The organism is Flavisolibacter nicotianae (assembly GCF_003628535.1).
Classification (GTDB): Bacteria; Bacteroidota; Bacteroidia; order Chitinophagales; family Chitinophagaceae; genus Flavisolibacter; species Flavisolibacter nicotianae.
This window is the reverse complement of sequence record NZ_RBCI01000014.1, coordinates 87356-102734: the sequence shown is the minus strand read 5'-3', so window position 1 is coordinate 102734 and position 15379 is coordinate 87356. Positions and strand designations below refer to the sequence as shown.

Annotated in this window: 6 protein-coding genes; 3 read left to right on the top strand and 3 right to left on the bottom strand. The window is 53.2% G+C overall.

The window, feature by feature from the left end; genetic code table 11:
• Positions 1–118: 118 nt before the first annotated feature.
• Genes treY through glgX form a run of 3 tightly spaced genes read right to left on the bottom strand, consistent with a single transcriptional unit; the run spans position 119 to position 8299 of the window.
• Positions 119–4330, bottom strand: coding sequence for a malto-oligosyltrehalose synthase (treY, locus tag D6024_RS27355; RefSeq protein WP_121357166.1), 4212 nt, complete (start codon positions 4328–4330; stop codon positions 119–121).
• Between the two features lie 19 nt (positions 4331–4349).
• Entirely contained in the window at positions 4350–6170 is a 1821-nt protein-coding gene (treZ, locus tag D6024_RS22995) for a malto-oligosyltrehalose trehalohydrolase (RefSeq protein ID WP_121357165.1), read from the bottom strand.
• A gap of 2 nt (positions 6171–6172) precedes the next feature.
• Positions 6173–8299 carry a glycogen debranching protein GlgX gene (gene glgX / locus D6024_RS22990; RefSeq protein ID WP_121357164.1) on the bottom strand — a complete coding sequence of 709 codons (2127 nt, stop codon included), beginning with the start codon at positions 8297–8299 and terminating at the stop codon, positions 6173–6175.
• A gap of 409 nt (positions 8300–8708) precedes the next feature.
• Between glgX and D6024_RS22985 the strand changes: the two genes are divergently transcribed.
• The 3 genes from D6024_RS22985 (at position 8709) to D6024_RS22975 (ending at position 15301) form a co-directional block, all read left to right on the top strand.
• On the top strand, positions 8709–9671 hold the full coding sequence (locus tag D6024_RS22985; RefSeq protein ID WP_121357163.1) for an FHA domain-containing protein: 963 nt from the start codon (positions 8709–8711) through the stop codon (positions 9669–9671).
• Positions 9672–9764: 93 nt separating this feature from the next.
• Positions 9765–11165: a PP2C family protein-serine/threonine phosphatase gene (locus tag D6024_RS22980; RefSeq protein WP_121357162.1), complete on the top strand. Its 1401-nt coding sequence runs from the start codon at positions 9765–9767 to the stop codon at positions 11163–11165.
• A gap of 8 nt (positions 11166–11173) precedes the next feature.
• Positions 11174–15301 carry an FtsW/RodA/SpoVE family cell cycle protein gene (locus tag D6024_RS22975; protein ID WP_121357161.1) on the top strand — a complete coding sequence of 1376 codons (4128 nt, stop codon included), beginning with the start codon at positions 11174–11176 and terminating at the stop codon, positions 15299–15301.
• Positions 15302–15379 lie beyond the last annotated feature (78 nt).

The window sequence follows — 15379 nt, the reverse complement described above, 5'->3', positions numbered from 1 at the left end:
TTAGCAAAATAACGCCTCTTCCTAAAAATTTTAGCCAATGTGGAAAAGTCCTGCACAAAAAAAGACCGCCTCCCGGCAGCCTTTCGCTTGTTTTTCAGGTGTTTAAGCTGACCGTTTTTTATTCCCGGTTATAGGTCCGAGTCCATTCGAGCAACTGTTGTTCGGTGTTTGGGCTAATCTGCCCGGGTGTCAGTCGCCAGGCCCAGTTATTTTCGGCAGACGACGGCACATTCATCCGTGCCGATTCGTCCAGTCCCAGCACATCCTGGATGGGCAGGATGGCAATGGCCGCCACAGACCCATAGGCCAGGCGTGCAAAGACCTGGTGAATCGTCCGTTCGTTGACCTCTGTGGCGGTATAGTGGTGGATGCGCCGGCGGATGTCTTCGTTAGCTTCTGTTTTATACCAGCCTACCGTTGTGTTGTTGTCGTGTGTTCCCGTATACACCAGGAAGTCTTTGTCGTAATTGTGCGGGATGTAGTCCGACTGTGGCATGTCTTCTCCAAAGGCAAACTGCAGCACCTTCATGCCCGGTAGCCTGAATTCGTCGCGAAGTTTCAACACCTGTTCGTCAATGTCGCCCAGGTCTTCGGCCACAAACGGCAATTGTCCCAATTCCTTTTCCATGGCGTGGAAGAAATCCGAACCCGGTCCCTCAATCCACTGACCGTTTTTTGCTGTTTGTTCGCCTTCCGCTACCTCCCAGTAGGCCGCAAAAGCCCGGAAATGGTCCAGTCGCACCATGTCGAACAGTTCGCGGTTTTTCTTCAGCCTTTCCACCCACCAGTGATAGCCTGTTTCTTTCAGCACATCCCAGCGAAACACCGGCATGCCCCACAACTGCCCGTCGGCACTGAACGAATCCGGCGGCACACCTGCCATGCCGGTGCGTTTACCCTCTTCGTCGAGCGCAAAGATTTCTTTGTTGGCCCATACGTCGGCACTGTCGTACGAAATATAAAAAGGAATGTCGCCAATGAGTTTGATGTTGCGGCTGTTGCAATAGTCGCGCAACTCGTGCCACTGCCGCGAAAACATGAACTGGAGCCACTTGATTTTCCGGATCTCACGACGATGACCGTCGGCCAGCTTTTTCAGCGCCTCTTCGTTTCGTTTTTTATACGCATCCGGCCATTCGTACCAGGGCTTGCCGCCGGCCTGTTTTTTTAGCAGGATAAAGAGGGCAAAATCATCCAGCCAGTCTTTTTCGGATTTTTGGAATTGTCGAAACGAATCCTGCAGTGGTGATTCTTTGGCTTGCACGAAGGCGGCAAAGGCTTTGTCGAAAAGGGCGTTCTTTACCCGCTCGGCTTCGCGGAAATTGGCCCGGCTTTCCCGCGGCAGGTGATGCCGTTGGAGGTCTTCGGGTTGCAGCAAACCGTCGTTTACCATACGTTCTGGCGAAAGCAGCAAAGGATAACCGGCCTTGCTTGAAAGCGCACTGTAGGGTGAATGGCCCTGGCCTTCTTCCGTGGGATTCAGCGGAAGCAGTTGCCAGTATTTTTGTTTGCTGCGGTACAGGAAATCTGCAAAAGCTCTTGCCTCCGGTCCCATGTCTCCAACCCCGAATGGCGAAGGGAGAGAAGTGAGGTGGAGAAGAATACCGGCGCCTCTTTCATTGATCGCCTGGCGGCCGCGAAGAATGGCCACGGGGAAGCGGTTGAACAATTCACCCGGCAGCAGTCCTTTCCCTTTTTCAACAGTCGCTTTATTGAACTGTGCTTCCAGGTTGCTTTCGATCTCCCGCGGCAGGTTGATCTTTGTGTCTTTCCAGTCGACTTCAAAAAACGGACGTCCCTGTTCTTTGCTGATGATCGCCGTGTGCAGGGGAATGGCCACCACGTGTACCGACCGCTTGTGCCGGCGGGCAAACGCCAGTACGTGATTGCGGTAATGTCCCTCTACCTGCAACGGAATGTATTCGCCTTCGGCAAAGGCATCCGGGTTACCCTTTCGCATCTGCAGCATAGTCCGCACAAGCCACAGCTTTGCGCTTCCATTGAATCGGTTTTCCCAGAGATGGTCGAACAGTTCCTCTTCGCTTTTTTCTTCGAATGCCTGGAGCAATTGCAGGCGTCTTTCATAGTCGACGGGACGCCGGTTATCGGGATCGACAAAGCTGTAGTCCCACAGTTCGCAGCCCTGGTATACATCAGGCACACCCGGGCAGGTGAATTTCAACAGAACCTGCGAAAGCGAATTGATGACGCCATGTTCGGCAATGGTTTCCAGGAAAGCCGAAAAACTTTTCCAGAATGGCTTGCTTTTGTCGAGCAGTGCCAGTGCAAACGAGGTTGCCGCGGTTTCGTATGCTTCATTCGGTGATGTCCAGTTGGAATGGATCTTGGCTTCCCGCACTGCTTTGCGGATGTATGCCTGGAAGCGGTTGGCAAAATCGTCTTCGTCTTCGCCCGGCAGGGGATAGTTGGCTGTCAAAGCCTGGTAAATCAGGTATTCGTCATTCGCATCCGGCAGGTCGCCTTTCACCAGTTCTTTGTTCAGGTTCCGCCATTCTGCAACGGCTGCCAGCCATTCGTCGTGCAGGTCGGTCAAAACGTTTAACCGTGCACGGGCGTCTTCGCCGCGTTTGGTATCGTGGGTGGCTGTTGCGTTGAGCGAAAGCGGCCACCGTTGTTGCTTTGACTGCATTTGCTGGTGAAAGCCCTCGATGGATTCACCAAAGGCTTCCGGTGAATCGCCAACTTCATTGTGCCCGATAAAGCGGTTGCAGGTGTACATCAGGGTATCTTCGACACCCTTAGCCATCAGCGGCCCGGTAAACTGCATGCAACGCTGGTAGAACTGGCGGATGCGATCGTTCATTTCCGCATTGCCCTCATGGGGTCTTTGCAGGAAGACCGCTTCCAGGATGCGGACCGCTTCCTGCGATTCTTCGGTTCGCAGCAGGCGGTTGAAAATCTGGCGCAGGGCATCTTCCTCTTCTCCCGACAATGGGAATTGACTGCCGTAGAACCGGTACACAGGGCATTGCACGAGGAACTCGCCAATCACCGTTTTCAGGTCTTCCGAAGGGATGCGGGCCAGTGTTCGTTTGTCAACGATGTTCAATTGCAACAGGAGACGATAAAGATTTTCCAGTTCGCCGCCCATGTGCTGTTCCAGGATCAGGGCTTTTTTGTTGTGCAACTGCTGTTCGATGCTGCTATAATTTCCGGTGAGGTCCTGGTAAAATTCGGTGAACGATTCTTCGGCTTTTTGATGGGTGAAAAGGTTGTTGACCTGCGAGAGAAAATCGTAACCGGTTGTGCCCTGTACCGGCCAGTCGCCCGGTAGCTGCTCCCCGCGTTCCAGTATTTTTTCGACAACGATGTAGATCTCATCACCGCTGCGGGCACGCAGGCGATGAAGGTATTCGGCCGGGTTGTACAAACCGTCAATGTGATCGATGCGCAAACCCCGGATCAAACCTTCGCTGACGAGCGTTTGCAGGAAGGCATGGTGCGTATGCAACACATTCTCGTCCTGGATATTCAGGCAGATCAGGCCATTCACGGTAAAGAAGCGGCGATAGTTGATGCGGTGATCCGTTTCTTGCCAGTGGCAAAGCTGGTAGTGTTGCTCTTTGGCCAGGGCGAGGAGGGCTTGCGGGTCTTGGTTATACTGGTCAATGGCCTGGAGAATGGCCTGGCTTACCCGCTCGTTCTTCATCAGCGACCGCAGTTGCAACAGAAACTCTTCCCAGCCTTTTTGCAGTTGGAGACTGTCTTCCGTTTTGTGCAAAATGTCAAGTTCCTGCAGCAGGGTTTCCAGTGCGTCGTTGCCGGCTGCGGGGCGCAGAAGCGTGACGTAGGAGCCTGTCTTCAGTGGCCAGCGGCTATCAAAATAGGCGAGGAAGAGCCGGCCTTCTTCCACCACGATTTTTAACTCGCCGTCCTGCACAGCGTCTTCCAGCGACTTGCCCAAAAACGGCACCATCAATTTGCCGTTGAAAAGCGGAGAGGTCCACGCAATGTCAAAAAAAGAGGCGTACGCAGACTGTTGCCCTTTTTCCAATACATCCGCCAGCCAGCCATTGCGGTGATCGAAGGCCATGTGATTGGGAACGATATCCTGCAACCAGTGAATGTTGCTGTCCGCCAGTTGTTGCGCCACGTTACGAAGCTGTTCCCCGGTACCGATCTCCGGGTTTACATGCAGGGGATCCACCGAATCATAACCATGAACACTGCCGGGAACTGCCGTAAAGATGGGCGACGCATACAGCGTGCCGATACCCATTTGCTGCAGGTATGGAATGATCTTTTCAAGGTCGCTGAGTGGAAAATCTTTATGAAGCTGTACGCGGTATGTCGAGATGGGGTTGAACATGTTGAATAGTAAAAAAAAATTATCGTTTGAAAACGCTGACCGATTGCGGTTGCAGCGTGATACCGTGTCCGGATGACTGTATGCAGCCCGGCCCGCCCCATTCCGAACCGGCAGAGCAGAGCAGTGCCTGCCACTCCGATGTCCGGTCGAGCGAATGAAGACGTTGTTCGGTTGAAAAGTTCAGCAGGCAAATAACCTTGCTGTCGGCCGTCCAGCGGTGCAACACAAGTACCTGGTTTTCGCTGTTCACATCCACTGCCAATGCCTTTCGGTTCAAGGTTCGCAAGGCCCGTTCCCGTTTGCGCAGTTGGATGAGGGCTTTGTAAAACGCCAGCATCGCATCGTGTTTTTCGTCTGTCATCAGATGCCAGTGCAGGCGGGATTGGTGAAAGGTGTCGTCGGCCATCGGGTCAGGCGGTTCGCCTTCGGTATGGAAGGCTGCAAATTCTTTCTTTCTTCCCGTGCGCACCGCTTCGGCAAGCGCTTCATCGGAGTGGCTGACAAAGTAGAGGAAAGGCTGGGTCTCGCCCCATTCTTCACCCATGAACAACAGGGGCAAGTAAGGACTTAAAAGCACGGCGGCAGCCACCAGTTTTTGCATCTCGAAGGAAAGCAACCGGCCTGTCCGTTCGCCCAGCATGCGGTTGCCGATATGATCGTGGTTTTGCGAGAAAACAACAAACTGCTTTCCTGCGCAATTTTCTGTCGTCGTGCCAAAAAAACGCTTCCGGTGCGGCGACCATTGGCCCGTGTACACGTACGCATCGCGGTAAGCCCTGGCCAGGTCTTCGATGCCGTTGAAGTCTTCGTAGTAGCCTGTTTGCGCCTGCCCGGTCGTTACCCGCAAGGCATGGTGAAACTCGTCGATCCACTGTGCGTCCATGCCGTAACCGCCGTTGTGCAACGGGTCGATGTAGCGTGTGTCGTTCAAGTCCTGTTCGACGATCAGGTAATACTTTTTTCCTGTCTTCTGCATCAATTCATCGAGCCGCAGCCGCAGCTCTTTCAGGATATGAACAGCACTGAAATCCCTGATGGCATGCGCTGCGTCGATCCGCAGGGCATCGATGTGAAAATCGCGGCACCACATCAGCGCATTTTCCACAACCATGCGGCGAACGCCATCGCACCAGCGATCATCGAAGTTGACGGCACTGCCCCAGGGGGTATGGTACTTTCGTGTGAAGAATGGTCCCAGCTCGCCGAAATAATTTCCTTCAGGTCCCAGGTGGTTGTACACCACGTCCAGGATCACCGCCAGGCCTTTTTGATGACAGGCGTCGACCAGGTGTTGCAGGCCGTGCGGACCGCCATACGAATTTTGCACGGCGAAAGGATACACACCGTCGTAGCCCCAGTTGCGGCTGCCGGGAAACTGTGCCACCGGCATGAGTTCGATCGCCGTCACGCCAAGCTCTTTCAGGTGATCCAGTTTTTCTTCCAGCGAAGCAAATGTGCCTTCGCTAGTGAAGGTGCCGGTATGCAACTCGTAGATGATGTAGTCTTCAAGCGGCAGGTTGGTCCACCCGTTTTGCTGCCACTGGAAACCGGTCAGGTCAACGGCCTCCGAAGGGCCATGAACACCGTCGGGCTGCGACAGGGATGTTGGATCAGGGAAGGGGTTTCGGTCGTCAATCCGGATGCGGTACCGGGAGCCTTCGTGGAGCCTGTCGGTAACGGTTATCCAATAACCGGGATCCTCCTTTTCCAGGGCAATGGTTGTTTCACCGGATAGGATTGCAACCTGCTCTGCAAGTGGCGCCCATAGCCGGATTTCGGCCCGGCCGTCGTCGCGGAAGTTCACACCGACCGTTCGCTTCGAAATAGCAATTGGCTCCATGGTTATTTCATTGGTTCTTTTAAAAGAAGAACGGACCGTCCTTCTACCTGTACAATTTTTCCGGCACTGAAAACCGGACCGGTTTCTTCTAAAAAATTCCGGGCCATATCCAGCACAGTGGTCCACCGGCGTCCAAACTTCAGGGGAGGCAGTTTAAACGTCAGGCTGTCGTGGTGCGCATTGAAGATGAGAAAGAAATTATCGTCAATGATGTGTTCTCCCTTTGGACCCACATGGCGCAGGCCTTTGCCGTTGAGAAAAATGCCAAGCGATTTTGCAAAATCCTGGTTCCAGTTTTCGTCGCTCATTTCGGTGCCGTCGGGTTTGAACCAGGCGATGTCTTCCAGGCCAATGCCCTTGATCGGCTGTCCTTTGAACCAGTTGCGGCGATTGAAAACAGGATGACGTTTGCAAAAATGTATGAGCTTTTTCGTGTAGGTCAGCAAATCCGTGTCGGCGCCTTGCCAGTCGACCCACGAAATTTCATTGTCCTGGCAATAGGCGTTGTTATTTCCCTTTTGCGTTCGTCCCAATTCATCGCCCGCCACGATCATGGGCACGCCCTGCGACAGGAACAGTGTCGTGAGGAAGTTTCGCACCTGGCGCTGGCGCAACGCAAGTACGGCTGCATCGCTGGTATCGCCTTCAACGCCGCAGTTCCAGCTCCGGTTGTGATTCTCCCCATCGTTGTTGCCTTCACCGTTGGCCTCGTTGTGTTTTTCGTTGTACGAGACAAGGTCGCGGAGTGTAAAGCCGTCGTGCGCTGTAATGAAATTGACGCTGGCCGTTGGTTGACGGTTGTTGTCGGCATAGAGGTCGGGACTGCCGGTAAAGCGCAGGGCAAATTCGCCCAGCATGCTTTCGGCACCCCGCCAGTAGTCCCGCATGCAGTCGCGGTATTTTCCATTCCATTCCGCCCAGCCGGGCGGAAAGTTTCCCACCTGGTAGCCGCCTTCGCCAATGTCCCATGGTTCGGCAATTAGTTTTGCCTGGGAGATCACAGGATCCTGGTGGATGATGTCGAAAAAAGAGCCCAGACGGTCCACTTCGTGCAACTCTCTCGCCAGCGATGCGGCAAGGTCGAAGCGAAACCCGTCGACATGCATTTCCAACACCCAGTACCGCAGGCTGTCCATGATCAGGCGAAGAACATTCGGCATCATGGCATTGAGGGTGTTACCTGTGCCGGTATAATCCATGTAGAAACGCTTGTCGTCGGTAAGGCGGTAGTATGACAGGTTATCGATGCCGCGAAAGGAAAGCGTCGGGCCGAGATGGTTGCCTTCGGCTGTATGGTTGTACACCACGTCGAGAATCACCTCGATGCCAACCTTGTGCAGTTCCTTCACCATGTTCTTGAACTCGTACACCTGTTCGCCCCGATGACCCTGGCTGGAATAGCGAACATCGGGAGCAAAAAAACCGATCGTGTTATAGCCCCAGTAGTTCGTGAGATTTTTATCGTGTAAAAACTTGTCGGTGACGAAGTGGTGAACGGGCATCAGTTCAATGGCAGTAATGCCCAATTCCTTGAGGTATTGAATGGTCACCGGGTGCGCAATGGCGGCATAGGTGCCGCGGATATCTTCCGGTATCCCGGGATGCAATTGCGTGAATCCTTTCACGTGGGTTTCGTAAATAATACTCCGGTGATAGGCGATGCGGGGCAGCTTGTCGCCTTCCCAATCGAACCGCGGGTCAATGACAACGGACTTGGGTATAAACGGAGCGCTGTCCTGGTCGGAAAAGCTCTGGTCTTCGTCCGGGTGTCCCATTTCGTACCCAAAAAGCGCATTGTCCCAATCGATCGTACCGGAAATCGCTTTTGCGTACGGATCGATCAGCAATTTATTGGGATTGAACCGGTGGCCGGCTTGGGGTTCATACGGTCCGTACACACGGTAACCGTAAAGCTGGCCGGGACCCAGTCCCGGAACGTAGGTGTGCCAGATATGGTGTGTTTGTTCTTTGACGCGTATCCGTGCCGACTCCACATTTTCGTCGTCGCTGCTGAACAGGCAAAGTTCAATGGCCGTTGCGTTTTCGCTGTACAGTGCAAAATTAACGCCCTGCCCATCCCAGGTGGCACCAAGTGGAAATGGGTAACCCGGGTAATGTGTAACCTTCATTTGGTTCGATATGTTTTGTGGATGTGTTTATTGATTTCAATTTTCCTGCCACGCAACACCTGTTGTCATTCAGGCAAAAGCGTTTTTGCCGTTTATCCGATCAGATATGTCGGTCACTCATTCAGGAATGGTATGTTGTTGCCAGATGGAAACTGGTGTGAAGACAAAGCGGCCGCAAATGCACCCTGGCAATTTAACGAGGCAACCTGCGTTATAGGAGAAAACCGTTGGTGTGCGAGGTGGAACTGAATCGCAGTAACCGTAAGAAATAAATAAGGGGAACCCAACGAATAAAAATAAAGTTGGAAAGCCAACCCTACGGCATAAAAATTTAAGCACATCAACACAATTTTAGCGACAGCCTTTTCATTAGTGGATTGCTGTACATTTACGACGCTAACAAATTTGCATGAAGTCGAAACAATCTTTCTGGCAACGCATTGGTCTTCACGATTTCTTTTTAAAAAAAGAAGCCGACCGTGTGGACAACACGCCGCCATCGCTGACGCCCAATAACGTCTATCGCTATATCATCGAAAAATTCCGGGAGTCGATCGAAGAACTTTCGTTTGCCGACAGGGTGGTCTTTTACCATGAATACATTATTTGCCTCAACCCCGAGGACTACCATCATTTCATGGAAAATAAAAAAGGCATTTTTGGCATCATCGTGCACGAATCGCTGAAAAAGTTTTACGACCTGCTCAAAGAATACCGCGGCCTGGGAAAAACGGTGGAACCGTCTGCAAGCCGGTGGATCTTCCGCTTTGTTTCGCACCCCGATTATGCAAGGGGCGACATCAGCTTCATTGGAAAACTGTTGCCCGATACAGCGCCCAATACGCAGTCGGCCGAAAACCTGCGGGTGACCTTTATTCCCCGGCAGACCGGTATTGCCCAAACCTTCGACATCAACCCTGATATTCTCAAGGGCTTTCATTTTTACAGCGAAGGCTATTACGAAGTGCCCTACCGCGAAGACCTTGTTTACGATGAGCGGCAGGTGAAGGCACCGGCTTCGGTAAATGCACTGGCGCGGTTCGAGACCATCATTCCCGACAAGGAATTTGCCGGCAAAAAAATCGAATATTTCATGCGCGACGAGGAAATCACTGTCACGGGAAAAGAGGAGAAAAATGAAAGCGGCGACTATTTTAAAATTCCGTCGGACTGGGTGAATTCACCGCACCTGCGCATCCGTTATAACAAGAACGAGAATAAATTTTATCTCGCCTCATTCGGCGAAAAAACGGTGCTGAACGAACGGGATGTTTTGCATAGCAGTGAAGCGAATCCGCAGTGGATCGAGCTGCCGTTCAATTCACGCATCCTGTTGAACGGCATCGTCGGCGTTAACATTTTTAAACCCTAACCATGTCATCCATTATCTCACTGGTACTTCTCGGCATTTGTGTGTTCATGCTCATTGCCCATTTTGCTGAAATCAAAAACACCCACAGGAAGAATGGCTGAAAATTTTGTTGGCGTTACCCATACAGGACGGATCAGGGATAACAACGAGGATACGTTTCTTGCGGAAAAACTTTCCAATGGCTGGATCGTGGCCTGCGTTATTGACGGCGTAGGTGGCTACGAAGGCGGTGAAGTGGCAGCGGAGATCGCACGGGAAACGATTCGGAAACAATTGCAAACCGTGGCGGCCGACCCGGTGCAAACGCTTCGCGAAGGCCTGCTGCAGGCCAACCAGGCCATCTACCAGGAGAAGATCAACAACAAAGGGAACAGTCAGATGGCCTGCGTGCTGACCATCGCCCTTGTCGACGTGGAAAGCAACCAGTTTTACTATGCGCATGTCGGCGACACAAGACTTTATCTTCTCCGCGACCAGTCGCTCGTAAAACTAACCAAGGACCATTCCTTTGTCGGTTTCCTCGAAGACAGTGGTCGCTTGTCGGAAAAAGAGGCGATGGCGCATCCCAAGCGCAACGAGATCAACAAAGCCCTCGGCTTTGATCCGCAGATCGACGTGAAATCAGATTATATCGAAACGGGTTCATCACCGTTTTTGCCGGGCGACATGCTCCTGCTTTGCAGCGATGGGTTGAGTGACCTGGTCGACAACCGTGCGATGAGTTCCATCCTGCTTTCCGGCGCCCCGCTGGCCGACAAGGCAAAAGCCCTGATCGACGCGGCCAACAATGCCGGCGGAAAAGACAACATCACGGTGGTCATCGTCAGCAATAACAAAAAACCGGTTCGTTTGCGGGCCACCAAACCCGTTCTCACAAAAAAAAACGAACGGAAAGAACCGGTTCCCGTAGTGACGCCGGCGGAAAAAACCCCGGAAGTCCCCGTGCCTTCCAAAGCCCGTAAACGAAACGAGATCGTTCTCTTTCTCGTGGTGCTTTGCTTCCTGTTGGCAGCCGCTGTTTTATGGTTGCTCTTCCGCAACAATGCACAGGAGAAAAAGCCGGTGTTCGTTGCCGCCTACAGTCCTAACGACGCAGAAAAGAAAGTAGCAGACAGCCTGGGACTTGCACAACATTCCCTGGTGCTTACGGAGTCGGGTTTCGGCAAATCCATTGCAGTTGGCGACACGTTATACGTGCGCCAGGATACATTGCTAATTGACGGCCGTGGCGTTGTTTTCCGCGCCGACTCGGCGTTTGCAGGACCGGCATTTTTTGTGACAGCCAACAATAAATTCCTTTCGCTTCAAAACATGGTCTTTCAAAATTTTCCTGTTGCTCTTGTGCTGCAGGGCAAGGGTGTGCAATTGCGCAACGTGCAATTTCTGAATTGCAAAGTGCCGGTGCAGCGGCAGTTGCTTTTACCGGCCGACAGTGCCCTGAGCGGAACGCTTCGCGATACCTTTCTTGTGACTCCTAATTCGTTACCCAAATAACCGAGACCATGGCTTCTTTTATCCGGAGTAGAAATTTAGAACGTGTTTTCCTGTTCGCCATCGGGGCTGTGTTGCTGTACATTTTTATGCAATTGTATTCGGTGCTGGAAAAAGATTTTGCCGAAGTGCCGCGTCGCCTGGCCGATGGTTCGATGGTGAACCTGAATGCGCCCAAACCTGCAGAGAACCTGGCGAACCTGCTGCAAAAAGGATTTTACTTCGAAGACCCGCAGGATGTAGCTCTCATTCGTGCCGTTGCTGCGCAGGGGTTCAGCAGCGGCAACGAAATTGATAACATCGGGGAACTGAACAAGCGTGTCTTTGAAATCAATACCGATGAAGCCTATGCAAAAGGCGGGGAATCCTTTCGCCGCCGGGCCAAACTTTCACGGATCCTGATTGGGTTTGCCGGTACCGACTCGCTACGCTTCGATGCGGAGCGGCGCAACCCGCCGAAGCTTCCGTCGGAGGTTGGTCTGGGCATGGGGAAACACGCCATCAGGGGAACCATCCAGGCAAAGGATGAAAAAGCGATGGCCGGTGTACTGGTTCGCCTGAACATGATCATTCCGCAGGACAGTGTGTACAGTGAAGAAATCCAGGATGAAGGGCGGACGGTGGTGAACACCACGCCGACACTGGTCAGAACCTATCGCCTCGACTCGGGCAATCGCCGGCAGCTGGTGTCTCTGGCTGCTTATGCACGCACGGATGGCAACGGAAATTTTGTTTTTGATGGCCTGCCAGGTAACGAGGCCTACGAGGTATTGCCGCTGAAACCCGGTTACCAGTTCGGCGCATCCAAAGGCGTTCAGGAACTTAATAAAGACGCGAACTTTCGTTTTTCCGGCTCACCGCATACAATCAAAATGTTTTCCACCCGCGACTTCAACAACCTGCGAAAGGAAAAAGCCCTGATCGTTCGCATGCCCGACGAAGTCTCGCGTTGGTACTGGATCATCGTGGCTGTTTTTTTTGCCGGCTTTTTTTTGCTGCACCTTTTTCTTTCCCTTCGCTTTCCTTCCGCGGATCAACTCATCCTGCCCGTGCTGATGCTGCTGACCGGAATTTCGTTTTTAACCCTGCTATCGCTGCAGGATCCGTTGCGTGACCGCTTTTTTGGCAAGAGCACATTGATCTATTTCGTTGGGGGAATTGCCGGCATGGCCATCCTGCAGTTGTTCAACCTGCGCCGGTTTACTACCGATTCTGGTTTGTTCCGTCTCTTCTTTTTCCGGACCAACAGCAAGGCGGCCAACGGCTGGCCCTGGGCGGTTTTGGCAATGGGACTTTTGCTGCTCACCATTTTGTTTGGTTCAGGCCCTGAAGGCAGCGGCGTGAAAGTAAACCTGTTTGGCTTTCAGCCCAGCGAGATTGTAAAGTTCCTGATCGTGGTTTTCCTGGCCGGCTATTTTGCCACGAATGAAAAATTTATTTCCGAATACGGCCGCTGGCAAAAGCGCTGGCAATTTTTCGGTTTTGCACTGATCGCTATCCTGGCATCATTGGGACTGTTCCTTATTCTCGGTGACCTGGGTCCGGCCATGGTGGCTTGTTTTACATTCATCATCCTGTTTTCCTTTTCCCGGGGCGATTTTGCCTACGCGGTTGGAACCGCCATCGTTTATGTCGGCACCATCTGGCTGACCGGCAACAATGTTCTCCTCGCCACGGCCATCACCCTTGGCCTGCTCGTGCTTTTCACCCTGTTTGTCAAAAAACAACTGGCCGAATCGGCAATCATGGTTATGGTCGTGATGGCCGGCTTCCTGTTACTGGATAAAATTCCCTACATCGAAAAAGCGTTTCCCGGTCCTGTGCAGCGGCTGGTAGACCGTAAAGCGATCTGGCAGGATCCCTGGAACAACGAAGTATTTGGCGGCGACCAGATTGCCAACGGCCTTTGGGCCATGAGCAGTGGCGGTGTGCAGGGGCAGGGGATCGGCGAAGGCTTTGCCAAAACCATCCCGGAAGCACACACCGATATGATCCTGCCGTCGATGGGTGAAGAATTTGGCTGGGCGGGAATCATCTGTGTGTTCATTGCCTTCCTGCTTTACCTGCACCGGTCTATTTTGATTGGGCGACAAACGGGAACGCCCTTTCTTTTCTACCTCTGTGCCGGCATCGGCATCTGCACCTTTGTCCAATTTTTACTGATCGCAGGAGGATCGGTTGGCGCCCTGCCGCTATCGGGAGTCTCGCTGCCGTTTATGAGTTACGGCGGTTCTTCGCTCATTGCCAACATGGTCGCGGCGGGCTTTCTTTTATCGGCTTCCATCATCCAGGGTTCGCCGGCGCAAATGCGATTCATTGCCAGGCAACAGGACCACAACATCATGCCTGCCCTGCTTGCCGCCATTGCCGGTGTGAGCCTGCTTGGTGCCAGCGTGGGAAAATATTTGTTCAACCCCTCCAAATGGGTGGTACAGCCTGCATTGGTTGCTGATCGCAGTGGCGCACGGATGTTCAGTTACAATCCCCGCATCGCAATTTTGATGAACCGGATTGGTGCCGGCAACCTGCTCGACCGGAACGGCCGCGTTCTGGCAACCGGCAACCCGCAACAATATTTGCAGCAGCAGGACTCGCTGATCTCCGCCGGCCTGAACCCGACGGCGCTCCAGTCGCTGGCGCACAAGCGCCTCGACCGCTACTATCCGTTTTACGAGTCGATGTTTTTCTGGGTTGGTGATATGAATACCGGCGCTTTTATGGGAAGTCCCAATGGCTATTTTGCCGAATACGAGCACATGGCCGAACTGAGAGGCTTCCCGGCACCGGAAACCAAGTTTGCCGTCAGGGCAAGCCGCTTCCGCGAAAACCGCTTTTTGCCCCGAACGGAAGTGGAAATGCAGGTGGCCAAGCGTGACTTCAGTGCCCTGGCACCCCTGCTGCTTGCCGGCATCAACAGCGCCGAAGTGGAAAAGTTCAAGGAACGAAACCGCGATGTGCAATTGACCATGGACGCAGGCTTGCAAACCCAGTTGCAACAGTCGCTGCAAACACTCGATACGCTGAAGAACAGCCGGATTTCGGTCGTGGTGATGGAAGACAATACGGGTGATGTGCTGGCATCGGCCATGTACCCGGCACCACCGGTGAACGACCCGGAGCGGATGAGCCTGACCAATGCGGAACTGAACCGTTTGCCCTACCTGCTCAGCACAAGGGACATCGGGTTTACCTATGCGTCGCAACCCGGTTCTACGGCCAAACTGATCACGGCTTCCGCGGCATTTAACAAACTGGGACTGGCCGCAGCAACCAAGACGATTTTGGTTCGGCCGGGAGACCTGATCCGCACCCGCAGCGAAGAGCCGGACGAAACCGGTAATATCAACATCGAACGCGGCATTGTTAAATCAAACAACCCCTTCTTCATTCGCCTGGCGAACGAATTCCGGCTCGAAGAGGAAATGGGTGATATCTACCTGAAGGCCGGTCTTTTCCTTCGGGGTGTGGGCGGCTACTATTACGACGGCAACATGAACAACCCCGAACAGTGGGAGCGGTGGAAGTCCATCTGGCGCAAGACAGAATTTACCAGCATCCGCTCTTACAATCCCAATGACATTCACCGCACCCGTGGCCGCGGAATCTCGGGCATGGCCTGGGGGCAGGGCGAACTGATTGCCACACCGGCTGCCATGGCACGTGTGGCATCGGCGATTGCCAACGGCGGCACCATGATGCACAACCGGTACGTGATGAAAATAAGCGACTCGACGCTGGCACCGGAACAGGGCGTTCCGCTGCTGAAAGAGCCGCAGGCAGCCGCGCTGATGACGAAATACATGAAAGAGCAAAGTGCCAACAAGAAAGATAAGCTGGGCGGGTTTACGGTTGCGGGGAAAACCGGTACGCCGGAACGTATCCTCAAAGGCGAACGCATCAACGACGGATGGTATGTATTTTTTGCCCCAAAAAACAAGGGAACCGGGCACGTGGTTGTTTGTGTCCGCATCGAAAAAACCAAAGGGTCCAGCGTGGCGGTCCGTCTCGCCGGTACACATGTTATCCCGGTTTTGCAGAAGTACGGTTACATCCGGAGTTTTGAAACGGCACAGCCCTCCAAAGCAGGACCGGCTGCCGTACAAGGCCAGGCTCAGCCAGTAACGTTGCCTGCCCAATAGCGTTCTGGACGTTGAAAGGTGCGACGCAACGGAAGCTAAACCGATAGTTTGTCGCCGGGACAAAAAAACAAAAAGCCT

Excerpts from the sequence above, each read along its gene's own strand:
- D6024_RS22980 (WP_121357162.1), top strand. The coding sequence starts at position 9,765 with ATGGCTGAAAATTTTGTTGGCGTTACCCATACAGGACGGATCAGGGAT.
- glgX (WP_121357164.1), bottom strand. The coding sequence starts at position 8,299 with ATGAAGGTTACACATTACCCGGGTTACCCATTTCCACTTGGTGCCACC.
- D6024_RS22975 (WP_121357161.1), top strand. The coding sequence starts at position 11,174 with ATGGCTTCTTTTATCCGGAGTAGAAATTTAGAACGTGTTTTCCTGTTC.
- treZ (WP_121357165.1), bottom strand. The coding sequence starts at position 6,170 with ATGGAGCCAATTGCTATTTCGAAGCGAACGGTCGGTGTGAACTTCCGC.
- D6024_RS22985 (WP_121357163.1), top strand. The coding sequence starts at position 8,709 with ATGAAGTCGAAACAATCTTTCTGGCAACGCATTGGTCTTCACGATTTC.
- treY (WP_121357166.1), bottom strand. The coding sequence starts at position 4,330 with ATGTTCAACCCCATCTCGACATACCGCGTACAGCTTCATAAAGATTTT.